This window comes from Dactylosporangium sp. NPDC000555 (assembly GCF_040300025.1).
Lineage (GTDB): Bacteria > Actinomycetota > Actinomycetes > Mycobacteriales > Micromonosporaceae > Dactylosporangium.
This window is the reverse complement of record NZ_JBEPDB010000110.1, coordinates 1-24,896: the sequence shown is the minus strand read 5'-3', so window position 1 is coordinate 24,896 and position 24,896 is coordinate 1. Positions and strand designations below refer to the sequence as shown.

The following is a 24,896-nucleotide window of genomic DNA, read 5'->3' as shown; positions in this document are numbered from 1 at the left end:
CGGCGGGCAGGGCCTGAACACGGGCCTGCAGGACGCGGTGAACCTGGGCTGGAAGCTCGCCCTGGTCGTGCGCGGACTGGCCGGCGACGGACTGCTCGACACGTACGAGACGGAGCGCCGCCCGGTCGCCGCCCGGGTGCTGGACAACACCCGGGCGCAGACGGCCCTGGCCCGGCCCGGCACGCACGTCGACGCGCTGCGCGAGACCATGGCGGGCCTGCTCACGCTCGACGACGCGAACCGCCGGCTGGCCGCGATGGTCACCGGCCTGGACCAGGGCGAGCGGGCGCCCGAGGTGCCGCTGCCGGCCGCCCGCCCCGTCCTGTTCGGCGCCCCGGCGACCCTCGCCGCCGCGGCGGCCTGGGCCGACCGCGTCGACCTCGCTCCGGGCACGGACCGGGAGTTGCTGGTCCGCCCGGACGGCTATGTCGCCTGGGCGGGCGGCGAGGGCCTCGCCGCGGCGCTGTCGGCCTGGTTCGGCCCCGCCGCCGGCGGCGGCGATCAGCGCTGCGCGTAGCCGCGCGGCTCGGGCCCGGGCCGCGCGCCCAGCCCCGCCAGGACCGGGTCTCCGGTCAGGCCGGTCGGGCGATCTCGAACCAGACCTCCTTGCCGCCGGCCGGGTTGGGCTGCGTGCCCCACGCGGTGGACAGGGAGGCGACGATGAGCAGCCCGCGGCCGTTCTCGCTGTCGGCGCCGGCCGCACGCGGGTTCGGCAGCCGATCGCTGCGGTCGGCGACCGACACCCGCAGGCGCCGGGGGCCCAGCTCCAGGCGCACCACGACGGCGCCGACGGTGTGCTGGATGGCATTGGTGATGACCTCGTCGAGCAGCAGCAGGGCGTCGTCGACGAGGCGGTGCTCGCCCCACGCGATGAGCACGTCGGCGGCGAAGCGGCGGGCCGCGGACGCGCTGATCGCGTCGCCGCGGAAGCGCCGCTGGGCGGCCGGGCGCACGCCGCCGGCCGGCTCCACGCGGCAGTCGACGGCGAGGCACACCAGCGCCACGTCGTCGGTGCGGGGCCGCGGGCCGACATCCGCGGCGAGGACGTGGTCGAGCATGCGGTTCGGGTCGGTGGAAGGGGCGGCCCGGACCGCGGCCAGCAGCTCCGCCAGGCCTTCGTCGAGGTGGCAGCGGCGGTCCTCCACCAGGCCGTCGGTGTACAGCAGCAGGTTGGCGCCGCCGGGCACCAGGAACGTGGTCTCGACGAAGGCGACGTCGGCGCTGACGCCCAGCGGCGGGGCGGGACGCAGCGCGAGCGTGCCGACCTCGGCGCCGGCCCGCAGCACCGGCGGCGGGTGCCCGGCCAGGACCGCGGTCGCGGTGCCCTCGGCCAGGTGCAGCTCCAGGTAGCAGCAGGTGGCCACGGCGTCGGGCTGCAGGTCCAGCAGCAGCCGGTTGACCCGCTGCATGACCACGGCCGGGCTGTGCCGCTCGGCGGCGTAGGCGCGCAGCGCGTTGCGGACCTGGCCCATGACCGCGGCGGCGGTGGCGCTGTGCCCGACGACGTCGCCGATGACGACCGCGACCACGCCGCCGCCGAGCGGGATGATGTCGTACCAGTCCCCGCCGACGTCGGCGCCGTGGGTCCACGGCAGGTAGCGCGCCGCGTGGCGCATCCCCGGCACGTCGGGCAGCTCGGCCGGCAGCAGCGCCCGTTGCAGCTCGCCGGCGATCGACAGCTGCGCCTCGAACAGCAGCGCCCGCTGCATCGCCTGCGCGCACACCCCGGTGAAGGCGGCGAGGTTGGCGCGCTCGTCCTCGTCGAACTCCCGCGGCGTGCCGTACCCGACGACGAGCGTGCCGAGCACGTCACCGCCGACGGCCAGGGGCAGGAACGCCCACGCCTGCCGGCCGCCGCTGGGGATCGCCCGGCCCGGGCCGGCCGCCTGCGCCGCGGTGAACTCGCCCAGGTCGCTCAGGTAGCGGGGCCGCCCGGTGCGCGCCACCTCCGTCGCCGGATAGGGATGGGTCAGCGGTACCTCCCGCAGCCGCTCGACCACCCGCGGCTCGTAGCCGGCGTGATAGGCGAGCACCAGTTGGTCGTCGCGGCGCAGCAGCAGCGCCAGGCCCTGCCCGCCGGCCGAGGGGCGCAGCACCGAGCCGATCGCCGCGTAGACGTCGGCGGCGGTGCTGGCCGCGACCAGCGCCGAGGTGACCGCCTGCAGCGCGGCGTTGCGTTGCGCGGCCCGCCGCGCCTGGGCCATGCTCTGCTCGACCCGCTCCTGTTGCAGTGCCCGATCGGTCACGTCCCGGAACGACACGGTGACGGATCCGGCGTCGGCCCGCGCCGCGTTGATCTCCCACACCTGGCCGCTGGCATAGCGCAGCTGCCCGCGCCACGGCTCCCCCGTCTCCACCACCGTCCGCCAGCGCCCGCTGAGGCCCCAGTCCTTCTCCGGGTCGGTCAGCTCGCTCCAGTGCCGCCCGATGGTCTCCTCGGCCGGCCGGCCGGTCAGCCCGGCGCCGATCCGGTTGACGTACTCGCACACGAAGTCCCGCACGCCACCGTCGGGGCCGCGTATCGCGCGCAGCAGCATGAAGCCGTCGAACGCGGCGTCGAGCACGTCGTAGAGCCGGGTCCCGCCCGCCGACTGCGGCCCGAGCGTGACGGTGCGCAGGTCGACGAAGCGCACCCCGAAGCCGTCGCCGCTGGGGCCGATCCACAGTTCGAAATGGCCCGAGACGTTGGGCCGGTCGTAGTAGACGGTGCGCGTGGCCGGCTCGCGGCCCTCGACGACCTTGCGGTACAGCGGCATCGTCGCGTCGTTGATCGTGTCCGGCCACATGTGCCGGTAGCGCCCGCCGATGAGCTCCGCACGGGGCCGGCCCAGGTAGCCGGCGCCGGCCTCATTGAGGTACGCCAGCTCGAAGTCCTCGATCTCGCCGGTCGCGGCGTCGCGCACCGCGCGGGCGAACGCCCAGCCCTGCGGGTCGGCGTCGAGTATGGCGAGGACGTCGGCCGGGGGCAGGACGTCCGGACCGTCGACCATCCCGCCATCATCGCATCTCCGGGCGAGCCGGGCGCGTCAGCTCGTGCGGCGCCGCAGCCACCGCAGGGAGGCGCGGCCGAGCGCGGCGGCCATGCCGGTCAGGTGCGGGTCCGCCGCCGGGCCGGCCGTCACGGCCAGCCGCATGAGGAAGCCGGCGTGGGCGGCCAGGAACGTGTCGATCTCGTGCGGGTGCAGGCGCCGGGTGAGCGGGTTCGTCTCGGCGTACGGCCGCGGGTCCAGGCCGCCGAGCACCGCGCCGGCCAGCAGGGTCAGCACGTCGCAGTGCGCGGCGCCGACCCAGGCGTGGGGCCAGTCGACGACGTGCACCCGCCCCGCCGAGAGCAGGACGTTGAACGGGTACAGGTCGCCGTGCAGCAGCGTGTCGCCGGCCAGGGTCGCGGCGCTTGCGGCCTCGAGCCCGATCAGCTCGTCGAGGTGGCCGGCCGCCCACGGCGACAGGCGGGCCAGCGCCGCAAGCTCGTCGCGGCCGGTGAGGCTGGGCCAGCCGCCGAGGCGGGGCCGGGCCGCGGCGGAGGCGTCGATGGGCGAGGGGGTGAGCGCGTGCGCCATGGCGGTCGCCGCCGCCAGCACCCGCTCGAGGTCGCCGGGGCGCCACGGCTGGGCCGGCAGCGCCCCGTCGGCGTGCTCGAACAACAGGGCCACCCAGTTGCCGTCGTCGTGGCTGCCGAGCAGGCGCGGGACCGGGACCGCGGGCGGCAGCAGACCGGTGACCACGGCCTCCCGGCGGTGAAACCCGGCGACGGCGGGCGCGGTCCGCGCGCTGACCGCCTTGAGGAACGCGTCCCGGCCGTCGGCGAGGCGCAGCCGGGCGGCGACGCCCTCCGAGAAGCCGCCGGCCAGGCTCACCGCGTCGACGACCGCGCCGCCGAGCAGATCCTCGACGGCGGCCCGGACCCCGGGCGGCAGCGCGGCCCAGTCGATGCGGCGGCTTCCGGTCATCGGCGGCGGCATCAGCGGCTCCCGGCCACGGGTTGATGGTAGACGCCAGCGGCGCGGCGAGGGCCGCCGCCGTCCCGACGGCGAGCGACAGCACCGGTGCGGCCCCGCCGGTGCGGCCCCGCCCGTGGGCGGGGGCGCGGGGGAGCGGATATGGCCGGTCAGCGGCCCGAGTTCGACGGGTTCGAGGCCGGCGCCGAGGCCTCGTTGGCGATCATCTCCGGATGGGCGGCCACGAACTGGGCGACCGTGTCATCCTTGAATGCCTTCAACAGGTCCTTCGCGGTCTGGTCGAGACTCTCGAACAACTGACCGTTGATTTTCTCAGGGTTGTACTGGCCGTTGTTGGTGCGCAGCGTGACCATCTTGTCCGGGTCGATGCCCTTGAGCGTGAAGATCCAGTCCACGAGTTCGACGCGTCCTCTGTAGAACGTCACCGCCTTGCCGACCGAGCTGAGCACCTCGTTGACCTTGATCGGGTTGGTGATCACGCCGGCGCTGGTGGCCTTCTTGACCATCGCCTTGATGAACTGCTGCTGGTGGCGCTGGCGGCCGTAGTCGCCGTCGCTGTGCTCCAGCTTGTCGCGCTGGCGGACGTAGTCCAAGGCCTCCCACGGGAGGAAGTCGCGACAGCCGACCTCGTACACCTTCGGCTCCATGTGCGGCTTCAGCGTCGTCGGGTTGCCGTCGGGGGTGAAGTTGTACGGCATGGTCTTTCCCCACTCGCCCGTCCGCTTGTCCCGGCCGACGTGGATCGAAGTCACCTTCTCGTCGACGCACATGTGCACGCCGTCGAGCGCGTGGACCAGGCCGCGGAACCCGTCGAAGTTGACGATCGCGGCACCGTTGAACGTCAGCCCGCCGGACATTTGGTTGACGGTGTTGGCGAGCAGCTCCATGCCGCCGGCGCGACCGCCGCCGTTCTGGTACCCGAACTGGAACGCCGCGTTGATCTTGTCGGTGCCGCCGGGATACTTGGTTTTCGGGCTTGACGGGATCCGCACCCGCGTGTCACGCGGGATCGACATCATGTACACCGCGTCGTGCGTCGCCGGCACGTGCGCGACGATGATCGAGTCGGCACGCGCGCCCATCGCCTCGTTACCGATGCGCTCGTCGATGCCGACGAGGAGCAGGTTGATCGGCCCGTCGATGTTCGTGCCGGCCGCCGCTGCGTCGCCGAGGCCGCCCTCCTGGGTGATCTGGTCGCTGTAGTGGTTCAGCAACAGATTGCCACCAACGAGGGTGCCGCCGGTGACGAGCAGCAGTAATGCCCCGGAAATCAGGGACAACCGCGCCCACAACGGGTCTTTCTTCCCACGCTTCTTCGCCATACCACTCCCCGACACCAACGATCCCTCGGCGCGTCACAATATCCCCCCGAACTGTGCGTCCGTGTTTCGTCCTTGAAGACGGATTTGGGACGGCGATCGTTGCAGTCTCAGCCAACTCTCAGAAATCGCCGTCGAGCAGGGCCAGGCCGAGCGCCGTGCACAGGTAGTACACGGCCCGCCCCTGCCGGTTACGACGTCGTCCCCGGTGCCCGCAGCAGTTCCAGCAGCCGGGCCCGCGCCAGCCCCAAGCACCACACTGAGCGCATCCGCGCGATCACCGTCCGTCACACCTGAGCCGGACCGGCCGAGGCCCTCCCAGAGCGTGCCGACCGCCCGCGCCGGATACACCGCACCCGGGTCGTCGGCCACGGCCCGCGCGAGCGGCGCGAGGGGCAGCGAACCCTCGGTGACGAGGATGTCACGGCGCACCTCCTCCGGTGGCGTGGCCAGCACCGTTCGTCCTCGGCTCGCTCGCGGTCAACCCGGCCATGACGTGGGTCACGGGGACTCCCCGCGTCGCGCCCACGACTGTCACCGCCTGACTACCGTGGTACACCATCCGTGCGTATCGGTGGATTGTCCGAGGGGGACGAGTTGGGCGCGCTGCAGCGGTTCGAGAAGCGGCTGGAAGGCATGGTGGAAGGCACCTTCGCGAAGGTGTTCAAGGGCGTCGTGCACCCGGTCGAGATCCTCAACGCGATGCAGGGCGAGGCCAGCGCCAACCAGACGCAGATGACGGGCGGGCGCATCCTCGTCCCCAACCGGTACATGGTCGCCCTGGCCCCCGCCGACCACAGCCGGCTGGCGCCGTTCGCCGCCGCGCTGGCGCAGGAGCTGGCCCAGTCGCAGGCCGAGTACGTCGGCGAGCGGGGCTGGGCCGTCTACGGCGACATCGTCGTCGAGATCACCCGCGGTGACGATCTCAACACCGGCCTGTTCCGGGTCGCCGCGCAGGTGTACACGGGCGGACAGATCGTCGCGGGTGAGGGCAGCGGCGTACGGCTGGTCACCGCGGACGGCCAGAACTTCCCGCTGACGCGGGGCACGACGATCATCGGCCGCGGCGAGCAGGCGACGCTGCGCCTGGCCGACGTGGGCGCGTCCCGCCAGCACGCCCGCGTGGAGTACGACGGCAACCGCGCGGTGCTGACGGACCTGGGCTCGGCGAACGGCTCGCTGGTGAACGGCCACCGCGTCGACTCGGTGACCCTCACCCCCGGCGACGAGATCATGATCGGCACGACGCGCCTGTCCTTCCGCGTCTGACCCGGGTTCGGCCCGCGGGGCGTCGCGGTCAGCAGGATCGCAGCAGGCGGGCCAGGACGCGCTCGCCGAACTCGAGGCCGTCGATCGGAACGCGCTCGTCGACGCCGTGGAACAGGGCCGTGAAGTCCAGGCCCGGCGGGAGGCGCAGCGGGGCGAACCCGAAGTGACGGATGCCCAGGCGCTGGAACGACTTCGCGTCGGTGCCGGCCGAGAGCATGTACGGCAGCACCCGCGCGCCTGGGTCCTCCGCCTCGATCGCGGCCGCCATCGCGTCGACCAGCCGACCGTCGAAGCTCGTCCGCACCGGCGGCATCGAGTCCCAGTCCATCTCGACCTCGGGCCCGAGCACCTCGGCGAGCTCGCGCTCGAACGCCGCCTCGCGGCCGGGCAGCATCCGGCCGTCGACGGTCGCCTCGGCGACGGAGGGCACGACGTTCGCCTTGTACCCGGCCGAGAGCATCGTCGTGTTCGCGGTGTCACGCAGTGTCGCGCCGATCATGCGCGCGAGCGATCCGAGCCGGGCGACCGCGGCCTCGGGATCGTCGGGGTCGAACTCCACCCCGGTCAGCTCGGCCACGCCGGCGAGGAAGTCACGGACGGGCTCGGTGAGCACGAGCGGGAACCGGTGCTCCTCCAGCCGGGTCAACGCGGCGGCGAGCTTCGCCACGGCATTGTCGGTGTGCACCATCGAGCCATGGCCGGCGGTACCGCGGACCTTGAGCCGCAGCCACATGACGCCCTTCTCGGCGGTCTCCACGAGGTACGCGCGCACGCCGTCACGCACGGTGTAGGAGAAGCCACCGACCTCGCTGACCGCCTCGGTGACGCCGTCGAACAGCTCCGGACGGTGATCGACCAGCCACCCCGCGCCCTGCCCGCCCCCCGCCTCCTCGTCGGCGAGAAACGCGAACACGATGTCACGCGGCGGAACGATCCCGTCACGCTTGAACCGCCGGGCGACGGCGAGGCTCATGGCCACCATGTGCTTCATGTCGATGGCGCCGCGACCCCAGAGGTACCCGTCGCGGATCTCCCCCTCGAACGGCGGCACCGACCACTCGAACGCGTCCGCGGGCACGACGTCGAGGTGCCCGTGCACGAGCAGGGCACCCCGCGAGGGATCGGCGCCGGGCAGCCGCACGACGACGTTGCCCCGCCCGGGCGCCGGCTCGAGATAGACGGGCTCGAACCCGGCCTCCGACAGCCGCTCGGCCACGAACTCGGCCGCGGCGCGCTCCCCCGTGCCGGTGGACGGGTCGTCGGTGTTGGTGGTGTCGAACCGGATCAGCTCGCGTGCCAGGGAGACGACCTCGCTCATCGGAGTAAGGTAACCGCGGTTCGTTACGGTTCCACGTCCGCACCGAGACCCCGGGGCCGGGCCCGCCGCCGCGATTCACAGCCACTTGGCAGGTCCACGGGATTGCGGCCACAGCTGCGACGTGCACGGTCGAGGAGATGGACCCGAAACTGGAGGAGTACGCGCGATGAGCTCTGCGCACGAGGACACACCGAACACCGGACCGGCGCACCCCGCGGCACCCGAGCCGACGCCGCCGGCTCCACCGACCGGCGGCCCGGGCGTGCCGGTGCTGCGGTCGTCGCGGCTCAAGCTCGGCATCGTCGCCGCGGTCTCCGCCGTCATCGTGGTCGGCGGGGGCGTGGCCGTCGCACAGGCCGCGACCGGTAGCAGCGCCGTCCAGGACGGGCGGGGTCCGGGCGGGTACGGCGGGCCGAGCGGCAACGGCCAGGACAAGCCCGGCGGCAAGGACTTCCAAGGCCACCGCGGGTTCGGCCGTGGCGGCGCGGGCGCGTTCGGCGGCATGCTGCACGGGGACTTCGTGGTCAAGAAGGGCGACGGGCAGTACGTCACGCATCGCCTCCAGACGGGCACCGTCACGGCGGTGAGCGCCACCTCGATCACCGCGAAGAGCGAGGACGGTCACGCCACCACGTTCGTCGTCGGCGAGAGCACGCGGGTCGGCAACGGGACGGCGAAGATAACGGACGTGAAGACCGGCGACACGGTCACGATCGTCGGCCTGGTCTCCGGCGACACGGCGACCGCGACCAGGATCACCGACCTCGCGCTGATGCGCCAGCGTGAGCGGGGCAACGGCGGCAGCGACCAGCACCCGGAAGGCAAACCGCGCCCGTCCCGCACCTCCTGACGCCGCACCCGATCGGGGCCACGCACGCCACAGTCCAGCCGCGCGGCTCCGTCCGGCATGATGAGCGGCGAGGACGGGGCGCAGCCGGTGAGGTTCCAGCAGATCGCCGAGTACTACGCGCCGCGGTGGCCCGACCCCGCGTATCCGCAGCAGGTCCACCTCGACGTCACGGTCGACGACATCGACGCGGCCGGGGCCGCGGTGCTGAAGCTCGGCGCCGCCTCGCTGGCCTCCGGCGGGGCGAACTGGCGCGTCTACGCCGACCCGGCCGGCAAGCCGTTCTGCCTCTGCTGGGATTGACCTCCGGCGCCCGGCGGCAGCTGCCGGGGCACGTGAGCATGCGGCAGCGGCGGGCGGCGGTACAGGCCGATCGCGCGGCCGCCCAGGGCGCGGGTCGCGTTGCCGTTGGTGACGCCGCCGAGGACGATCGCGGCGCCGGGGATGAGCTTGGCGGCCATCTTCTTCGCCGCGCGCACGCCCGCCATCTGGGCGAGCTTCAGCGCCAGCCGCACGAGCGCGTTGCGCGCCTCGGGCCGCTCGGCCGGCAGCAGCGCCCCGATGCGCTCCTGGCCGCGGGCCACCGCGAGGGCCGTGCGTGCGGTCTGGGTGTACTTGTGGATCCCCTGCAGCACGAGCAGGTCCACGGCCCGATCGGCGTGGGCGGGGTCGGCGCCGTAGTTCGCGGCGAGCATGAGGACCATCCGCGCCTGGGTCCAGGCGAGGACACCGACGTCGAGGACGGCGCCGGCGAGCGGGACGGCGCCGGAGACCGCGCCGGACAGCCGGGACTGGTTGACGTACCGATGGACGATCATGTCGGCGAGCGCGTCGGGCGGGGCGCCGGGATTCTGGCCCCTGAGCTTCTCCAGTTCGGCGGCCATCTTCGGGCCCAGCCGCGTGACCGCCTCCAGGGCGAGGTGCTCCGGCGCGTATTCGGGGTCGGCCTTCATCTTCGCCCACAACCCGGCGGGAGGGCCGTCCTCGCGAACGTCGGATTCGGTCTCTACAGGCTCGGTCACGCCATCGAAGGTACGCAGACCGCGCCACCGCCTGCGGACAGGCGCTCGTGAAATCGATTGACGGGCGGGCCGGACGCGGCGAGTCTTGGCGCGTGCCATCGGACTCCATCGCGGTCACCGGCGCCTCGGGCGCCCTCGGCCGGCTCGTCGTGCGGCGCCTGCTCGACCTGGTGCCGGCCGGGCGGATCGTCGCTGTCGTGCGTGACCCGGCCCGCGTCGCGGACCTCGCCGAGCGTGGGGTCACCGTGCGGCGGGGCGACTACGACGAGCCCGGCGGCCTGGCCGAGGCGCTCGCCGGTGTCAACCGGCTCCTGCTGATCTCCTCGCCCGAGCTGGACGCCGGGCGGCGCACCGCCCAGCACCGCGACGCGATCGGGGCGGCCTCGAAGGCCGGCGTCGGCGCGGTCGCCTACACGAGCTTTCTCGGCGCGGACGCGGAGGCGGGCGGGCTCACCGAGGCGCACCACGCCACCGAGCTCGCGATCCGCGACAGCGGCCTGCCGTACACGATGCTGCGCAACCCGTTCTACACCGACGCGTTCGTGCACCCGGGGCTGCGCGCGGCGGTCGCGGCCGGCGAGCTGACCGGCGGCACAGGCGGCCGCGGCCTCAACACCGCCACGCGCCACGACCTGGCCGAGGCGGCCGCGGCGGTGCTGACCGGCGACGGGCACGACGGCCGCGGATACGACCTCACCGGCCCACTGTGGACGTTCCCGGAGCTCGCCGCGGTGCTGTCCGAGGTCTCCGGGAGCCCCGTCGCGCACCGCGAGGAGCCCCCGGCCGGCCCGATGGGCTTCCTGCACGGCCTGGCCCGCGCCGGGGTGCTGGAGCGGCAGACGGACGACCTGGCGCGGCTGCTCGTCCGGCCCGCGACGAGGCTGCGCGACGCGGTCGAGGCCGCCCTGGCCGGCTGAGGGCCGTCAGCCGGCGCGACCGGTCAGGGGCGCCAGATCACGACCTCGATCTCGCGGGTGCGCTCGGCGAAGCGGCCCGACGGCGACGCCGCGGTCAGCAGCCGGCGCAGATCGGCCTCGAACGCGCCGCGGCGCTCGCCGAACAGGTGCGGGGTGGAGAACGACTGCGAGTACACCGAGGAGACCAGCTCGTCGGCGCCGCGCTCGGCCACGCCGCCCGGCCAGGCGATCAGCCGCCGCGGGCCGCGGTAACCGGCGGCGCGCATCACGTCCTCCTCGCCGCCGGGCGTGCCGTGCGGCAGGGTGCCGCGCCCGGCCCGGCGGACCGGCCCGAGGTACTCGCGCACGAGCGCGTCGACCTCGTCCCACGGCGGGCGCGGGTGCGGCAGCGCGTCGTGGGCGCCGGCGCCGTCGAGGCCGCGATGCGTGGTGGCCCCCACGTGCACCCAGGCGCCGCCGGGTCGGAGCATGCCGCGGACCCGCTCGGCGACCAGCGGCTGATCCATCCAGTGGAACGACTGCGCGAAGGTGGCGACCCGGAACTCGCCGAGGTCCGCGGGCAGCTCCTCGGCCCTCAGCACGCGCCAGTCCACGCCAGGCACCCGCCGGGCCGCCTCCGCGATCATCTCCCGGTCGGCGTCGACCCCGACCGCGGCGGCGAAGTGCGGGGCCAGGAGGGCCGTCAGCGACCCCGGCCCGCAGCCGACGTCGAGCAGCCGCCCGGTGCCGTCGAGGCCGAGTTCGTCGCGGATCGCCTCGGCCAGCCGGGGCGGGTAGGGCAGCCGGCCGACGCCGTAGTGGGCGGCGCTGCCGGCGAACAGCGTCTCGTCCCACTCCCACACGGTCATGCCGAGACCTCCGCTTCGCTCCGGACCGGTCACGCCAGCCGCTTCGTGAGGGTCTCGAACGCCAGGTCCGGGCGGCGGGGGTTGCCGAAGCGCTCGTCGCCGTACGGGAAGGGGCTGATCTCGCCGGTGCGGGCGTAGCCGCGGCGCACGTACCACGCGATGAGATCCTCGCGCTGCACGATGACCGACATCCGCAGCTCGGCGGATCCCCACGCGTCGCGGGCGTGGCGCTCGGCCTCGGCGAGGACGGACGCACCGAGGCCGCCGCCCTGGCGGACCGGGTCGACGGCGAACATGCCGAAGTACGCGTAGCCGTCGCGCCGCTCCAGCTGGCAGCAGGCGACGGGCGCGCCGTCGGCCTCGGCCAGCAGCACCAGGGAGGCCGGGTCGGCGATCGCCGCGGCGACCATCTCCGGGTCGGTGCGCTGGCCGTCGAGCAGGTCGGCCTCGGTGGTCCAGCCGGCGCGGCTGGCGTCGCCGCGGTACGCGGAATGGACCAGGCTGACCAGGGCGGGCACGTCTGCGGCGGCGGCCAGGCGAAAGGTGATCGGTTGCATCCGGCCATGAAATCATGGGTTTCGGCGTGCGACGAATGCGTTATGCGCTGCGGGCATGCCCCGGGTGCCGTCAGGCCGTCCCGCGGTAGGCGTGAATCTCCCACGTCCCGTCGTCGCGGCCCAGCCAGCCGTCGATCGCCCCGCCGACCTCGGCGAACATCACCACCCGGTCGTACACCCAGTCGGCGAAGTCGTCCTGCTCCTGCTCGGCGAGGCCGGTGCGCACCGCGGCGCCGAACGTGATCAGGCTGGTGCCCTCCAGCGGCGAGGCGGCGAGCACGCCGATGACGCGCTCGTCGCCGGGGGCCACGTCGTCGCGCTCCTCGACCTCGAGGTAGCCCCCGTCCGGCATCTCCACCAGGAACGCCACGGCGGCCCTCAGCGGTCGGCGGCGGCGAGGCCGGCGAGGACCCCGGCGGCGTCGCGGTCGGTGCCGTACACGGGCGTGCCCGGCTCCTGCCGCCAGCTGTCGTCGAGCCCGCCCGCGTCGACCGGGTCGAAGCCGAGCTCGTCGACCAGCCCCATGACGAGCCGCTTGGCGGTGGCGTCGTCGGCGGCCACGGGCAGCGCGATGCGGCCCTGCCCGCCGGGCGGGCGGCCCCGGCTGAGCAGGTGCCCCGACTGGATGGTGTTGAAGACCTTCACCAGCTGGGCGCCGGGCAGGTGGTCGGCCGTCCAGCGGCTGGACGTGGTCCCGGCCTCGATCTCGGCGATGCGGCCGTCGCGGGCCGGATAGTAGTTGTCGGCGTCGATGACCACACGGTCCGCCAGGTCGGCGGCGGGCAGGCCGGGGACGACCCGCAGCGGTACGGCCAGGACGACCAGCTCCGCGCGGGCGGCCTCGGCCACGGTGCCGGCGCTCGCGCCGGTCTCGGCGGCCAGGCCCGCGAGCGAGCCGGGCCCGCGCGAGTTGGCGACGGTGACGTCGTGCCCGAGCTCGCGCCAGCGGCGGGTAAGCGTGCCGCCGACGTGCCCGGACCCGATGATGCCGATCTTCATGCGTCTCCCCCAAGAGCGCCACGAGCCGTGCGGTTCCCACGCTACCCGCGCCGCCACCGAGCGCCCCGGAGATTCCCGCACGGCGTGCCGCGACCCGCCGAGGCCGCCGCCCCGCACGGTGCGCCAGGTAGCGGAGGTCCGGGTCGACGTCCATGCACCGGACGGAACCCGCGGCGAGCGCGCCGGCCGGCCCGGTGCGGTTCGTCGATCTGTCCACGATGGACGCCGCGGCCGTACGCGCGGCCCTGCCCGCGGCCGGGTTCGAGCGCGCGGACCGGCTCGGCCTGCCGAATCGGCCGCGATCGCGCCGGACCCGCGATGTCACCCGGACGGGTGAACTGTCCGGCCGCGCGGTGGCCATAGCGAGCGCGCCCTAGCGCATCAATGGTGCAAGAGCCGGACTTTTCGCAGACTCCGCCCGAGCAGCCGGATCCTGCGTACTTTCAGGCCATCCGACCTACTTCGTGGAGGTGAGATGGGATTCCGGAAGGGTGTCGCCGTGACGCTCCTCGCGGGTGCGGTCGCCGCGGGCGCGGCCGTCCAGGCCGCGCCGGCCTTCGCAGCCGACTACGGCATGGTCCGCGGGGTCGTCGCCATCACCAACAGCATGCGTGCGCGAGCCGGCTGCGGGCCGGTCACGCAGAGCCCGCGCCTGAACTACGCCGCGTGGCAGCACTCGCGAGATATGGCCGGACGTGGCTACTTCTCGCACGGTTCACCGGCCGGCGGCTCGCCCGGCACCAGGGTGCGAGACGCCGGCTACCGCTGGTCCACCTACGGCGAGAACATCGCCTGGGGCCAGCCGGACGCGCAAACCGTCATGAACGCGTGGATGAACAGTCCCGGCCACCGGGCGAACATCCTCAACTGCCGATTCCGCAACGTGGGCGTGGCCGTGGCGTACAACTCCCGCGGCGTGCCCTTCTGGACCCAGGACTTCGCCAGCCCCTGGTAGCGGCCGCCCGTCGCCGCCGAAGCCCCGCAGGGCCGGCAGGACGCCGAGCGACCGCCGTTCGGCGTCCTGCGGGTCATGCGCCCGAACATCGAGTTGATCGCCGCGGCCCAGCGAGCGGGCCACGCACATCGCCGGCCGCCATTCCCGCGCCGCCCGCCGACCGGGCACAGCAGCGGCGGCGCGGCCAGAAGCGCGTTCTCGAGGCGGGAAAGACAGGATCTTGCTGGCATCCAGCGGCTTCCCATCGAGTGTTCATCGCGCGTTGTCCTCCGACCCTGGACAGAACGCCCCGCTGACCTCCTAATTGAGTGCACCTCGCCCGGCACGCCGCCGCCGGTCGGGCCCGCCGCCGCACCATGCACCCGAACGTTCGCTTTTCGCCACCACAACACCAGCCTGGGTAGCACGCACCCTTCGTCCGGGAGGCCGCCGTGAACGAAACGACACCCGCCATCCTCCTCACCGAGGCCACCGCCGCCGCGTACGTCGCCGCCGCCGGGTTCCGGGTCGGGCCGGTCGGACGCGTCGGGGTGGAGCTGGAGTACTGCGTGCGCGATCCCCGCCGGCCCCTGCACCGCCCGTCGCCGTCGCGGCTGCTCGGCCTCCTGGCCCACCTGGGCAACCCGCTGCCGGGCGGCAGCGCGGTCACCGTCGAGCCCGGCGGGCAGCTGGAGCTGTCCAGCGCCGTCGGCGCCTCGCTGACCGAGTGCGCGAGCGCCGTCGCGGGCGACCTGGCGCTGGTGCGCGCCACGCTGGCCGAGCACGGACTGCACCTCGACGGCACCGGCCTGGACACCGTGCGCCGGCCGCGCCTGGTGACGGATCACCCGCGGTACGTGGCCCTGGCCGAGTACCACGACCGGGCGGGCACGCGCGGGCGCACCGTGATGACCAACTCCGCCTCGATCCAGGTGTGTCTCGACTCGGGTACCGACGGGAACGGCCCCGAGACCGACGACTGGTCGCACTTCGCGCGGCGCTGGTGGCTCACGGACGCCATCGGCCCGGTGATGATGGCCGCCTTCGCCAACTCACCGCACGTCACCAAGACCGGCCGGCGCTGGGCCTCCTATCGCCAGGCGCTGCGCTTCGGCACCGACGCCGGCCGCACCCGCGCACCACGGCGCAGCGCCGACCCGCGCACCGCGTGGGCCCGCTACGCCCTCGCCGCGAAGGTCGTGATGGTGGCGCCGGCCTTGGAGGACCCGGACGATCCGGCCGGCGAGACCGGCGCCGGCGGCCGCTGGCTGGTGCCGAGCGGGCTGACCATGCGCGACTGGCTGCGGGGGCACGGCCCGCGGCCCGTGACGCTCACCGACCTCCAACGGCACCTCGGCACACTCGTGCCGCCGGTGCGACCGCGCGGCTACCTGGAGCTGCGGATGATCGACCAGCAGGCCGGCGACGACTGGATCGTCCCGGTCGCGGTCGTCACCGCCCTGCTCGACGACCCGGAGGGCGCACAGGCCGCCGCCGACGCCACCGAGCACCTGCGCTCGCCGCTGCGCCGGCACCGCGACTGGCTCGGCGCCGCCCGCGACGGCCTCGCCGATCCGGCGCTCGCCGCCGCGGCGCTGGCCTTTTTCAGCGCGGCGCAGTCGGTCCTCGCCCGCCGTGGCGCGCCGTTGCCGGTGCGTGACGCCGTGGCGCAGTTCCTCGACCGGTACGTCCTGCGGGGCCGCTGTCCCGCCGACGACGCGCGGCAGCAGCGGGATCGGCGGGTGGGTGTGGTACCGACGGGTTGACCGGGGCGACGGCGGGCCGGTCAGCTCGCTGTCGCACTGACGCGGCGACCGTTCGCGGGTGTCCGATCTCTGCGGTCCCGTTGTTCGCGGCTCGTCGTCCGTGATCCGATGGTTGTGTCCTGCTCCGCCGGCCATCGCGATGCGCGTCGCCGCCCGACCTGACGTGAGTGAACCGTGATCGTGACCCGTCGTGACTGAGCCGGCGCCGGCCGTCCGAATCGCCGTGCTCGGGCCGCTGCGCACCGAGGTCGGCGGCGCGCCCGTGGACGCGGGCGGGCCGCGGCAGCGCGCGGTCCTGGCGCGCCTAGTCGCCGCCGGCGGGCACGTCGTGCCGACCGACCGCTTCATCGACGACCTCTGGCAGGGCGAGCCGCCCCCGAAGGCGCTCGCCGCGCTGCAGGTCTACGTCTCCAACCTGCGCCGGGCGCTCGAGCCGGGCCGGGCGCCCCGCACCCCGGCGACGGTGGTGGTCTCGGCCGCGCCCGGCTACGCGCTGCGCCTGCCCGACGACCGGGTGGACGCGTGGCGCTTCGAGGCCCTGCTGCGCCGGGGCAGCGAGCTGTCCGAGCGCGACCCGCGCGCCGCCGACCCGCTGCTGCGCGCGGCGCTGGACGGCTGGGCCGGACCCGCCTATGCCGAGTTCGCCGACGAGTCGTGGGCCGTTCCCGAGGCCGCCCGGCTGGAGGAGCTGCGGCTGGTCTGCGTCGAGACGGCCGGCCGGGTGGCGCTGCGACTCGGCCGCGCCGCGCTGGTCGTGCCGGAGCTGGACCGTCACGTGCAGGAGCATCCGCTGCGCGAGGAGGCCGTGCACCTGCTGGCGACGGCGCTGTATCGGGCCGGGCGCCAGGCCGACGCCCTGGCCGCGCTGCGCCAGGCCCGCCGGCGCCTCGGCGACGAGCTCGGCGTCGACCCGGGGCCGGCGCTGCGTGCCCTCGAGACCGACGTGCTCAACCAGGCCCCGCACCTGTCCGGGGACGCCGCCGAGGACGTCGTGCTCGCGGACGCCTCCCCGGCCTCGGCCACGCCGCGCGGTTTCGACGGCACCGCGGGTGTCGCCGGCCCGGCGGCCGCCGCGCGGTCCGCCGAGGCCGTCGGGCGCGAGGCCGAGCTGGACGCGCTCGCCTCGATCGCCGCCTCCGCCGAACGCGACGGGCTGCGCATCGTCTGGGTCGGCGGGGAGGCCGGGGCTGGCAAGACGACGCTGCTGCGGGCGTTCGGCGCGACCGTCACCGAGCGTGGCTGGCGGGTCGCGTGGGGACGATGCCCGGAGGTCGACGGCGCGCCGCCCGCGTGGGCCTGGGCCGGGGTGCTGCGCGAGCTGTCCATCGGCGGCGGCGTCGACGACCGGCTCCGGCCCCTGCTCGACGGGCGCGGCGGGGGTGACCAGTTCCAGCTCGCGCAGGCGGTCGGCGAGCGGCTCGGGTCGGGCGGGCCGCTGCTCGTCGTGCTCGACGACGTCCACCGCGCCGACGGCGAGACCCTGCAGGTGCTGCGGCACGTCGCCGGCGCGCTGGCCGAGTCCTGCGTGCTCATCGCCGCCACGTTCCGTAGCGGCGAGGCCCCGCCGCAGCTGCGCTCGGCCCGCGCGGCGCTCGCCGGCCCGCGCTCGGCCGAGCTCGTCGTCGGCGGGCTCGGGCCGCAGGCGGCGGCGCGGGTGCTCGCCGGGCACCTGGGCGCGCCGCTGGACGAGCAGACGGCCGCGGTCGTGCACGAGCGCACCGGCGGCAACCCGCTGTTCCTGGCCGAGACGGCACGGTTGATCTCCGCGGAGGGCGCCGGCAGCGCCGTGCGCGCGATCCCGTCGGGCATCGGGCACGTCCTGCGGCGCCGTTTGGCCCGGCTGCCGGCGCCCGCGCAGACGGTACTGCGGCACGCGTCCATCCTCGGCCGCGACGTCGACATCGACGTGCTGACCGAGGCGTTCGCCGCGGACGAGGACGCCGTGCTCGACGGCCTGGAGGCGGGCGTCCTCGCCGGGCTGCTCGAGGAGCCCGCGCCGGGCCGGGTACGGTTCGCGCACGCCCTGCTCCGCGACGTGCTGTACGACGACATGCCCCAGCTTCGCCGCCGGCGGCTGCACGAGCGCGTGCTGGCCGTCCTCGAGCGCAACAGCCCCGGCGACGTCGCCGCCCTCGGCCACCACGCCCTCGCCGCGGCGACCCCGGCGACCGCCTCGCGCGCCGCGGGGCACGCGGCCGCCGCCGCCCGGCAGGCGACCGCGCTCTTCGCGCACCGCGAGGCCGCCCAGTTGTACGCCGGGGCGCTCGACGCCCTCGCCCTGCGGCGCCCCGCCGATCCCGCGCGGCGCCTCGACCTGCTGTGCGGCCTGGTCTCGGCCCGGGCCAACTCCGGCGACGCGATCGGCGCCCGCACGGCCCGCGCCGACGCGGTCGACACCGCCCTGACGCTGCTCGGCTTCCGCGAACCGTGGCCCGGCGGCGCGACTCCGGGCGACACCGTCCCCGACGCCGCGGCGCCGGGCGACGCCGAGCCGCTCGCGCGGGCCCTGGCCGCGTTCGACGCGCCGGTTGCGTGGACCATCCGCGTCGCCCGGGCCGCGGACGCGCGACTGGTCTCGCTGCTGGAGCAGACCCTGGCCCGGCCCGGCGTGCCGGCGGGGCTGCGCTGCCGGATGCTGGTCACGCTCGCGTACGAGCTGGAGGGCGAGGACCTCGCCCGGTGCGCCGAGGCCAGCGCCGAGGCCGTGCGCATCGCCCGCGCGGACGGCGACCCGCTGCTGCTGTGCCAGGCGCTGAACGCCCGATACTTCGCGGTGCTGAACCCGCGGCGCCGCCACGAGCTGCCCGGGGTGGGCGAGCAGCTGCTGGACGCCGCCGAGAGGGCCGGGTCGCTGGGCTTCCAGGCGCAGGCGCACCACGTGCTGTACCAGGTGGCGCTCGAGCGCAGCGACCTGCGGCTGGCGCAGGAGCACCTGGACCGCGCCCTGGAGCGCTCCACCGCCGGCCAGCTCGGCGTGATCCTGTCGGTGATGGCGATGCTCGGCGCGATCCGCGCCCTGTTCGCCGGCGACCACGCCACGGCCGAGCGGCTCTACACGGAGCTGGGCGAGCGCATCGAGGCCGCCGGACAGCCGAACGGGACGCTGGTCGGCATCGGCGGCGTGTTCTTCGTCCGGCTCGCGCAGGGCCTCGGCCACACCTTGCTGCCGGTGCTCGAGTCGGTGCGTCCGTTCGCCCCGGCCGATGTCGACGAGCTGTTCGTGCGCGCCCTCGTCGACGGCGGCCGGCTGGACGAGGCCCGGGCCCGCTGGACGCCGCAGCAGCCGGTCCGCGAGGACTACTACTGGCTGGCCTGGATGGGCGTGCGCGCCGAGAACGCCGTCGCGCTCGGCGACGCCGCCGTGGCCGCCGACTGCTACGCGGCGTTGCTGCCGTGGGCGGGCCAGTTCGCGGGCCTGGCGAGCGGGACCGTCGCCGGCCCGCCGGTCGACCTGCTGCTGGGCCGCCTGGCCGCGCTGCTCGGGCGCCCGGCGGACGAGCACTTCGCGGCCGCCCGGGAGCTGGCCGTGCGGACGGGCGCGACGCCGTGGACGTAGCGCGTCCCGGGCCCGCGGCGGATCGCGGCTCAGCCGAAGATCAGGCGCTCGCGGCGCAGGAAGCCGGGGCGCACGACGGCGAGCATGAGCCGCAACGCCGGGCCGGCCATGCGGTACAGCTCGACGAGCTCGTCGGCGGTCGCGTACCGCTCGATGCGCGGCAGCTCGAAGCCGGGCTTCGAGCCCTTGCGGACCGCGTTCTCCACGCGCTGCCACTGCTCGTGCGTGACGTACCGGCGGATCACCGGGAACAGCGTGCGCTCCTCGTCGTCGATGTGCTCGTCGAGCAGGTCCCGCAGCATGGCCAGGCTGTCCGACAGCCGCCCGGCCGCCTCCCGGTCGCCCGGCGCGGCGGCCAGCGCGGCGGCCTCGGCGCGCACCCGGTCGAGCAGCGGGTCGAGCTGCCTGTGGTCGTCGGTGAGCTCGGCCAGGTCGACCTCGGCGCCGGCGGTCTCGCGCAGCACCGGCCACAGCACGTCGTCCTCCGCCTGGTGATGGTGGTGGATGCCGTCGCACAGTTCGCCGAGGTAGCGCCGGATCGCTTTCGCGCGACCCGGCGTGCCGGGCGTGCGGCCCTGCGCCATCGCCAGCGTCACGTCGGCGAACCGGCGGGCGTCGCCGCGCATCGAGCGGTGGTTGATCGTGATGCCGAGCAGGTTGGGTTCGGTGTTCGTCATGCGGTACAGCGCAAGCCCGGACGGTTGGCGGCCACTTAATGCCCGCTTGGCCGCCGCGAGGAGGCGGTGCTCAGCGCCCGAGGAACCGCAGCGCGTTGGCGCCGAGCAGCTTCGCGCGCTGGACCTCGCTCAGGAAGTCCGCCGTGTCGACCACGGCGCCGACCGGGCGCTCGCCCAGGGGATACGGGTAGTCGCTGCCGACCATGACCCGGTCCTCCCCCAGCGTCTCGACCAGCAGCCGCAAGGCGGCCGGGTCGAAGACGACGGAGTCGACCGAGAAGCGGTCGAGGTAGTGCGACGGCGGATGCGCCGAGCGGCCCCGGACCACGTCGCCGCGGCGGTGCCAGGCGTTCTCGGCGCGGCCGAGCCAGAAGGCGAAGCTTCCGCCGCCGTGCGCGAAACAGATCCGCAGGGACGGCGGTACGGCGTCGAAGACACCGCCGAGGATCATCGCCAGGATCGACAGGTGGGTCTCGGCCGGCATGCCGGTCAGCCAGCGGGCCATCCACCGGTCCAGCCGCGGGCCGGCCGGCATGTCCCAGGGGTGCACGAACACCGGCGCGCCGACCGCCGCGCAGTGTTGCAGGAACGACACGATGCCCGGATCGTCGAGGTCCTGGTCGCCGACGTGGTTGCCGATCTCGACGCCGGCGTGCCCGTTGGCCAGGCAGCGGTCGAGCTCGGCGCAGGCCGCGTCCGGGTCCTGCAGCGGCACCTGGCAGAACGGCACGAACCGGCCCGCGCCCTCGACGGCCAGCTTCAGCGTGAGGTCGTTGAAGATCCGGGCGACCTTGACCGCCTGACCGGCCGGCCGGTCGTAGGAAAAGAACACCGGCGTCGGGGAGATCACCTGAAGGTCCACGCCGTCGGCGGTCATGTCCGCGAGCCGGGTCGGCGCGTCCCAGCAGGCCGGGCCGATCGGCCGGAACTCCGTCGAGCCGACCATGATCATGGCCGCGCGTTCGGAGTCGACGCGCAGCCACGGCCATCCGGTGCCGCCGCACTCGGCCGCCAGATCCGGCCAGCCCAGCGGCACCAGGTGCGTGTGGACGTCGACCCTCATGATTCGCCCGGGTGCACGGTGCTGCACTCGGTGCAGGTCCGCGCCCTCTCGTCGGCGTAGAACGCCTGGAACACCGGGGGCAGGTCCACCACGATGTCGCGCACCCGCAGCTCCACCTCGTGCACCTTGTTGCCGCACGACGGGCAGTACCACTGGAACTTCTCCAGCGTCCCCTCCTCGCGCACCCGCTCGACCACGATGCCGATCGAGCCGGCCTCGCGCTGCGGGGAGTGGGGCATGCCGCCGGGCAGCAGCCACATGCCGCCCTCGTTGATATGCACCGTGTCGGGGCCGCCGGGCGTGATGACGTTGAGGTGCATGTCGCCCTTGATCTGGTAGAAGAACTCCTCGTAGGGGTCCACGTGGAAGTCGGTGCGCCGGTTGGGCCCGCCGACGACCATCACGATGAGGTCCGACCCGGCCGGGAACACCTGTTTGTTGCCGACCGGCGGCTTGAGCAGGTGCTGGTTCTCGGCGAGCCAGCCGGGAAAGTTCACCGGGGTCATATCAGTCATCTCCACCTCCGCGGTGGCTACTGGAACGGGGGATCAGCGCGACTGCCTGGATCTCGATCAGCAGGTGCGGGTGGGGCAGCTGGTGCACCGCCACCGTGGTGCGGGCCGGCCCGGTCTCGTCGAAGAACTCGCCGTACACCTCGTTGTAGCCGCCGAAGTCGTTCATGTTGACCAGGTACGTGGTCACCTGCACCACGTCGGCGAGCGACGCGCCGACCGCGGCGAGGATGTCGTCGATGTTGCGCAGCACGGCCCGCGTCTGCTCGCGGATGTCGAGGCTCGTCGTGCCCATCGCGTCCACGGACGCCCCGGCGATGGTGTTGTCGGGCCGGCGCGACGACGTGCCGGAGACGAACGCGAAGCCGCCCGCGACCTTCACGTGCGGGAAGCGCCCGCGCGGCCGGGCCGCGCCCTCGACGATCACGACAACGCCCGCAGGGACGCGGTGCCCAGGGCCTCGACGACCGCGCGCACGTGCGCGCCGGGCGCCAGCGGGACCGCCGCCGTCGCGGCGCCGGCGAGCAGCACCCAGCCGTCCTCCAGCGGTACACCAGCGCGGGAGGCCAGCGTGACCGCGGCCGTGAGGGCCCGGCGGGGATCGCCCAGGATGGCGGCCGTGGATCCGATCTGGGCGATCCGGCCGTTGACCTCCAGCAGCACGCCCAGGTTGTCGAGGCCCACCGGCAGCGGTTGCCACGCCCCGATGACGAACGCGGCCGCCGAGGTGTTGTCGGCGATCACGTCGGGCAGCGCGAACTTGAAGCCGGCGTAGCGGGAGTCGAGGATCTCCAGCGCGGGCGCGACCGCGGTCGCCGCGCCGGTCGCATCGAGGCGGAACGCCACCTCGGGCTCGACCCGCGGGTGGATGTACCGGCCGGTGTCGACCGCACCGCCGTCGCCGATCCGCATCGCGTCGGTGAGCCGGCCCCAGATGACCTGGTCGACGCCGACCTGCGCCATCTTGGCCCGGCTGGTCAGACCCAGCTTGATGCCGACGAGGCGTTCGCCGCGGCTCACCCGCCGCGCCACCAGCGCCGCCTGGATGCGGTACGCCTCGTCGGCGTCGGCGCCGCTCTGGGAGACCACCTGGGGAATCGCCGTGCGGGTCCGCTCGGCCTCATCGAGCCGCTCCGCGAAACTCATTTGCCCCTCCGCTGCACCCACGGTCATGCCTTCGCCCCTTCGGCGCTTCCCGCGAAGACGGCTCGGACCGAGCCGAGCCCGGAGATCCGCGCCTCGTACACCGGTCCCTCCGCCGTCACGGGCACCGGGACCATCGGGCCGAGGGCGCCGGACAGCACGAGGTCGCCGGCGCGCAGCGGGCGACCGGCGGCGGCCAGCGTGGTGGCCAGCCAGGCGACGGCGTGCACCGGGTTGCCGAGGCAGGCCGCACCCGCACCGACCGACACCGGCTCGCCGTGGTGCTCCAGCACGGCTCCGCACAGCCGCAGGTCGACGTCGGCGAGGCGGCGCGGCGCGGTGCCGAGCACGAACAGTCCGCTGGACGCGTTGTCGGCCACCGTGTCCACAATGGAGATATCCCAGCCGGCGATCCGCGAGTCGACCACCTCGATCGCCGGCAGCAGATGGTCGGTGGCGCGGATGACGTCGACGACGGTGACCCGCTCGTGCGGCAGGTCGCGGCCGAGCACGAACGCGACCTCGACCTCCACGCGCGGCTGGAGCAGCTTGCCGGCCGGGATCGGGGTGCCGTCGGGCACGGCCATGTCGGCGTACAGGACGCCGAAGTCCGGCTGGAAGACCCCGAACATGCTCTGCACGGCCGGCGAGGTCAGGCCGATCTTCGCGCCGACCGGCCGCCTCCCGGCCGCCTCCCAGCGCTCGGCCTGGGCCCGCTGCACGGCGTACGCCGCGGCGACGTCGCCCTCCGGCAGCACCGTCCCGCGTAGCGGCGCGATCGGCGTGCCCGTCTCATAGGCGGCCAGCAACGCCTCCGCCGCTTTCTGTACATCGGTCATGCCGAAACCTCCGCTTCGCTCCGGCCGCAGCACGACTTGGACCTGAACCCATGATGACCGGCCCCTCCGCTCCGCTCCGGACCGGTCATGCCGAAACCTCCGCTTCGCTCCGGCCACGGCACGACTTGGACCTGAACCCATGATGACCGGCCCCTCCGCTTCGCTCCGGACCGGTCATGCCGAAACCTCCGCTCCGCTCCGGCCACGGCACGACTTGGACCTGAACCCATGATGACCGGCCCCTCCGCTCCGCTCCGGACCGGTCATGAGAGATCCACGCAGACGTTGGTGAGCTCGGAGTAGAAGTTGAGCGAGTGGATGCCGCCCTCCCGGCCGATGCCGGACGCCTTGACCCCGCCGAACGGGGAGCGCAGGTCGCGCAGGAACCAGGTGTTGACCCAGACCAGCCCGGCGTCCAGCGCCAGACCCGCCCGGTGCGCCCGGCCCACGTCGCGGGTCCAGACGGTCGCGGCGAGGCCGAAGTCGCTGTCGTTGGCCAGCGCGAAGGCCTCCTCCTCGGTGTCGAACGGCGCGATGTGGCAGACCGGTCCGAAGATCTCCTCGCGATTGGTGCGGGCCTGCGGCGGGAGGCCGACGAGCACGGTCGGCTGGACGTACGCGCCGCCGTCGCGGGCGTCGTCGAATGTCGGCACGCCGCCGCCGGTCACCACCGTGGCGCCCTCCGTGCGGGCCAGGTCGTAGTAGCCGAGCACCTTCTCCCGGTGCTGCCTCGAGATCAGCGGCATCGTGCCGGTCCCCTCGTCCTGCGGCCACCCCCATGCGAGGGCAGAGGCCGCCTTGCCCAGCCGGGTGACGAACTCGTCGAAGACCGGCCGCTGCACGTACAGCCGCTCGGTGCACAGGCACACCTGGCCGCCGTTGGTGAAGCTCGAGCGCACCGAGCCGGCGACGGCCGCGTCGAGGTCGCTGTCGGCGAACACCAGGCCGGCGTTCTTGCCGCCGAGCTCGAACGAGACCGCCTTCACCCCATCGGCGGCGGCCCGCATGATCGCCGAGCCGGTCGCGGACTCGCCGGTGAACGTGATCGCGTCGACGCCCGGGTGGCGGGTGAGGAACTCCCCCGCCGAGCCCGGCCCGAACCCGTGCACGAGGTTGAACACGCCGTCGGGCACGCCGGCGGCGGCCATCGCCTCGGCGAGTACCGTCGCCGAGGAAGGCGTCTCCTCGGAGGGCTTGACCACGACCGCGTTGCCGCACGCGAGCGCCGGGGCCACCTTCCAGGTCAGCAGCAGCAGCGGCAGGTTCCACGGCACGACGATCGCGATGAGGACCCAGCCGATCGGACCGTTGAAGCGGTCACTGGGGATGATGTCGAACGCGAAGATCAGCG

25 protein-coding genes are annotated in these 24,896 nt (G+C 74.4%); 9 read left to right on the top strand and 16 right to left on the bottom strand.

What is annotated here, in order from left to right:
• Window positions 1-517 (top strand): FAD-dependent monooxygenase (locus tag ABT297_RS38795; protein WP_350557682.1); only part of this gene is annotated, 517 nt, incomplete at its 5' end.
• Window positions 518-572: 55 nt separating this feature from the next.
• Here ABT297_RS38795 and ABT297_RS38790 read toward each other — a convergent pair.
• The 3 genes from ABT297_RS38790 to ABT297_RS38780 all read right to left on the bottom strand — a co-directional run bounded on the left by ABT297_RS38790 (window position 573) and on the right by ABT297_RS38780 (window position 5,281).
• Window positions 573-2,990, bottom strand: a complete 2,418-nt coding sequence (locus tag ABT297_RS38790) for a SpoIIE family protein phosphatase (RefSeq protein ID WP_350557680.1) — start codon at window positions 2,988-2,990, stop codon at window positions 573-575.
• 36 nt (window positions 2,991-3,026) lie between these two features.
• A complete protein-coding gene (locus ABT297_RS38785; protein ID WP_350557678.1) occupies window positions 3,027-3,962 on the bottom strand; it encodes a phosphotransferase in 936 nt (311 codons plus the stop codon).
• A 146-nt stretch (window positions 3,963-4,108) separates the two neighbouring features.
• Window positions 4,109-5,281 (bottom strand): LCP family protein, encoded by a 1,173-nt coding sequence (locus ABT297_RS38780; protein WP_350557676.1) that lies wholly within the window; start codon window positions 5,279-5,281, stop codon window positions 4,109-4,111.
• A gap of 633 nt (window positions 5,282-5,914) precedes the next feature.
• Between ABT297_RS38780 and ABT297_RS38775 the strand changes: the two genes are divergently transcribed.
• Window positions 5,915-6,547 carry an FHA domain-containing protein gene (locus ABT297_RS38775; protein WP_502885714.1) on the top strand — a complete coding sequence of 211 codons (633 nt, stop codon included), beginning with the start codon at window positions 5,915-5,917 and terminating at the stop codon, window positions 6,545-6,547.
• Window positions 6,548-6,575: 28 nt separating this feature from the next.
• On the opposite strand, the gene ABT297_RS38770 is transcribed toward ABT297_RS38775, so the two are convergent.
• The gene (locus tag ABT297_RS38770) at window positions 6,576-7,865 is read right to left on the bottom strand and encodes a M20/M25/M40 family metallo-hydrolase (RefSeq protein WP_350557674.1); all 1,290 of its coding nucleotides are present in this window, start codon (window positions 7,863-7,865) and stop codon (window positions 6,576-6,578) included.
• 166 nt (window positions 7,866-8,031) lie between these two features.
• Here ABT297_RS38770 and ABT297_RS38765 point away from each other — a divergent pair, with 166 nt between their 5' ends.
• Together ABT297_RS38765 and ABT297_RS38760 are read left to right on the top strand one after the other, a co-directional pair.
• Window positions 8,032-8,715 (top strand): hypothetical protein, encoded by a 684-nt coding sequence (locus tag ABT297_RS38765; RefSeq protein ID WP_350557672.1) that lies wholly within the window; start codon window positions 8,032-8,034, stop codon window positions 8,713-8,715.
• A 57-nt stretch (window positions 8,716-8,772) separates the two neighbouring features.
• Window positions 8,773-9,015 carry a VOC family protein gene (locus ABT297_RS38760; RefSeq protein ID WP_350557670.1) on the top strand — a complete coding sequence of 81 codons (243 nt, stop codon included), beginning with the start codon at window positions 8,773-8,775 and terminating at the stop codon, window positions 9,013-9,015.
• Here the strand turns inward: ABT297_RS38760 and ABT297_RS38755 are convergent.
• Entirely contained in the window at window positions 8,970-9,734 is a 765-nt protein-coding gene (locus tag ABT297_RS38755; protein WP_350557668.1) for an EcsC family protein, read from the bottom strand. The two genes, ABT297_RS38760 and ABT297_RS38755, sit on opposite strands and share 46 nt — an antisense overlap.
• A 92-nt stretch (window positions 9,735-9,826) precedes the next feature.
• On the opposite strand from ABT297_RS38755, the gene ABT297_RS38750 reads away from it, so the two are divergent.
• Window positions 9,827-10,651: an NAD(P)H-binding protein gene (locus ABT297_RS38750; protein ID WP_350557666.1), complete on the top strand. Its 825-nt coding sequence runs from the start codon at window positions 9,827-9,829 to the stop codon at window positions 10,649-10,651.
• Window positions 10,652-10,674: 23 nt separating this feature from the next.
• Here ABT297_RS38750 and ABT297_RS38745 read toward each other — a convergent pair whose 3' ends face one another.
• The 4 genes from ABT297_RS38745 to ABT297_RS38730 all read right to left on the bottom strand — a co-directional run bounded on the left by ABT297_RS38745 (window position 10,675) and on the right by ABT297_RS38730 (window position 13,055).
• Window positions 10,675-11,499 carry a class I SAM-dependent methyltransferase gene (locus ABT297_RS38745; protein ID WP_350557664.1) on the bottom strand — a complete coding sequence of 275 codons (825 nt, stop codon included), beginning with the start codon at window positions 11,497-11,499 and terminating at the stop codon, window positions 10,675-10,677.
• A gap of 29 nt (window positions 11,500-11,528) precedes the next feature.
• Entirely contained in the window at window positions 11,529-12,056 is a 528-nt protein-coding gene (locus ABT297_RS38740) for a GNAT family N-acetyltransferase (protein WP_350557662.1), read from the bottom strand.
• Between the two features lie 70 nt (window positions 12,057-12,126).
• The gene (locus tag ABT297_RS38735) at window positions 12,127-12,426 is read right to left on the bottom strand and encodes a hypothetical protein (RefSeq protein WP_350557660.1); all 300 of its coding nucleotides are present in this window, start codon (window positions 12,424-12,426) and stop codon (window positions 12,127-12,129) included.
• An 8-nt stretch (window positions 12,427-12,434) separates the two neighbouring features.
• Entirely contained in the window at window positions 12,435-13,055 is a 621-nt protein-coding gene (locus ABT297_RS38730) for an NADPH-dependent F420 reductase (RefSeq protein WP_350557658.1), read from the bottom strand.
• Window positions 13,056-13,207: 152 nt separating this feature from the next.
• Between ABT297_RS38730 and ABT297_RS38725 the strand changes: the two genes are divergently transcribed.
• The 4 genes from ABT297_RS38725 to ABT297_RS38710 all read left to right on the top strand — a co-directional run bounded on the left by ABT297_RS38725 (window position 13,208) and on the right by ABT297_RS38710 (window position 19,311).
• Window positions 13,208-13,432, top strand: coding sequence for a hypothetical protein (locus ABT297_RS38725; protein ID WP_350557656.1), 225 nt, complete (start codon window positions 13,208-13,210; stop codon window positions 13,430-13,432).
• A 122-nt stretch (window positions 13,433-13,554) separates the two neighbouring features.
• Window positions 13,555-14,010, top strand: coding sequence for a CAP domain-containing protein (locus tag ABT297_RS38720; RefSeq protein ID WP_350557654.1), 456 nt, complete (start codon window positions 13,555-13,557; stop codon window positions 14,008-14,010).
• A 431-nt stretch (window positions 14,011-14,441) separates the two neighbouring features.
• Window positions 14,442-15,755, top strand: a complete 1,314-nt coding sequence (locus ABT297_RS38715) for a glutamate-cysteine ligase family protein (protein WP_350557652.1) — start codon at window positions 14,442-14,444, stop codon at window positions 15,753-15,755.
• 190 nt (window positions 15,756-15,945) lie between these two features.
• Window positions 15,946-19,311 (top strand): ATP-binding protein, encoded by a 3,366-nt coding sequence (locus ABT297_RS38710; protein ID WP_350557650.1) that lies wholly within the window; start codon window positions 15,946-15,948, stop codon window positions 19,309-19,311.
• 29 nt (window positions 19,312-19,340) lie between these two features.
• Here the strand turns inward: ABT297_RS38710 and ABT297_RS38705 are convergent, their stop codons facing one another.
• From ABT297_RS38705 to ABT297_RS38675, 7 genes are all read right to left on the bottom strand, one after another.
• On the bottom strand, window positions 19,341-19,988 hold the full coding sequence (locus tag ABT297_RS38705) for a hemerythrin domain-containing protein (protein ID WP_350557648.1): 648 nt from the start codon (window positions 19,986-19,988) through the stop codon (window positions 19,341-19,343).
• Between the two features lie 70 nt (window positions 19,989-20,058).
• Window positions 20,059-21,051 (bottom strand): amidohydrolase family protein, encoded by a 993-nt coding sequence (locus ABT297_RS38700; RefSeq protein WP_350557646.1) that lies wholly within the window; start codon window positions 21,049-21,051, stop codon window positions 20,059-20,061.
• Window positions 21,048-21,566, bottom strand: coding sequence for a 3-hydroxyanthranilate 3,4-dioxygenase (locus ABT297_RS38695; protein WP_350557644.1), 519 nt, complete (start codon window positions 21,564-21,566; stop codon window positions 21,048-21,050). The genes ABT297_RS38700 and ABT297_RS38695 overlap by 4 nt, the downstream gene beginning before the upstream one ends.
• Window positions 21,559-21,987 (bottom strand): RidA family protein, encoded by a 429-nt coding sequence (locus ABT297_RS38690; RefSeq protein ID WP_350557684.1) that lies wholly within the window; start codon window positions 21,985-21,987, stop codon window positions 21,559-21,561. The genes ABT297_RS38695 and ABT297_RS38690 overlap by 8 nt, the downstream gene beginning before the upstream one ends.
• Window positions 21,987-22,709 (bottom strand): 2-keto-4-pentenoate hydratase, encoded by a 723-nt coding sequence (locus ABT297_RS38685; protein WP_350557642.1) that lies wholly within the window; start codon window positions 22,707-22,709, stop codon window positions 21,987-21,989. The genes ABT297_RS38690 and ABT297_RS38685 overlap by 1 nt, the downstream gene beginning before the upstream one ends.
• A 23-nt stretch (window positions 22,710-22,732) precedes the next feature.
• Complete coding sequence (locus ABT297_RS38680) at window positions 22,733-23,545, bottom strand: 2-keto-4-pentenoate hydratase (protein ID WP_350557640.1); 813 nt, start codon at window positions 23,543-23,545, stop codon at window positions 22,733-22,735.
• Window positions 23,546-23,808: 263 nt separating this feature from the next.
• Window positions 23,809-24,896: aldehyde dehydrogenase family protein (locus ABT297_RS38675; RefSeq protein WP_350557638.1), on the bottom strand; the 1,088-nt coding region annotated here is incomplete at its 5' end.

Excerpts from the sequence above, each read along its gene's own strand:
- ABT297_RS38790 (WP_350557680.1), bottom strand. The coding sequence starts at position 2,990 with ATGGTCGACGGTCCGGACGTCCTGCCCCCGGCCGACGTCCTCGCCATA.
- ABT297_RS38785 (WP_350557678.1), bottom strand. The coding sequence starts at position 3,962 with ATGCCGCCGCCGATGACCGGAAGCCGCCGCATCGACTGGGCCGCGCTG.
- ABT297_RS38780 (WP_350557676.1), bottom strand. The coding sequence starts at position 5,281 with ATGGCGAAGAAGCGTGGGAAGAAAGACCCGTTGTGGGCGCGGTTGTCC.
- ABT297_RS38775 (WP_502885714.1), top strand. The coding sequence starts at position 5,915 with ATGGTGGAAGGCACCTTCGCGAAGGTGTTCAAGGGCGTCGTGCACCCG.
- ABT297_RS38770 (WP_350557674.1), bottom strand. The coding sequence starts at position 7,865 with ATGAGCGAGGTCGTCTCCCTGGCACGCGAGCTGATCCGGTTCGACACC.
- ABT297_RS38765 (WP_350557672.1), top strand. The coding sequence starts at position 8,032 with ATGAGCTCTGCGCACGAGGACACACCGAACACCGGACCGGCGCACCCC.
- ABT297_RS38760 (WP_350557670.1), top strand. The coding sequence starts at position 8,773 with ATGATGAGCGGCGAGGACGGGGCGCAGCCGGTGAGGTTCCAGCAGATC.
- ABT297_RS38745 (WP_350557664.1), bottom strand. The coding sequence starts at position 11,499 with ATGACCGTGTGGGAGTGGGACGAGACGCTGTTCGCCGGCAGCGCCGCC.
- ABT297_RS38740 (WP_350557662.1), bottom strand. The coding sequence starts at position 12,056 with ATGCAACCGATCACCTTTCGCCTGGCCGCCGCCGCAGACGTGCCCGCC.
- ABT297_RS38730 (WP_350557658.1), bottom strand. The coding sequence starts at position 13,055 with ATGAAGATCGGCATCATCGGGTCCGGGCACGTCGGCGGCACGCTTACC.
- ABT297_RS38725 (WP_350557656.1), top strand. The coding sequence starts at position 13,208 with ATGCACCGGACGGAACCCGCGGCGAGCGCGCCGGCCGGCCCGGTGCGG.
- ABT297_RS38705 (WP_350557648.1), bottom strand. The coding sequence starts at position 19,988 with ATGACGAACACCGAACCCAACCTGCTCGGCATCACGATCAACCACCGC.
- ABT297_RS38700 (WP_350557646.1), bottom strand. The coding sequence starts at position 21,051 with ATGAGGGTCGACGTCCACACGCACCTGGTGCCGCTGGGCTGGCCGGAT.
- ABT297_RS38695 (WP_350557644.1), bottom strand. The coding sequence starts at position 21,566 with ATGACTGATATGACCCCGGTGAACTTTCCCGGCTGGCTCGCCGAGAAC.
- ABT297_RS38685 (WP_350557642.1), bottom strand. The coding sequence starts at position 22,709 with ATGAGTTTCGCGGAGCGGCTCGATGAGGCCGAGCGGACCCGCACGGCG.
- ABT297_RS38680 (WP_350557640.1), bottom strand. The coding sequence starts at position 23,545 with ATGACCGATGTACAGAAAGCGGCGGAGGCGTTGCTGGCCGCCTATGAG.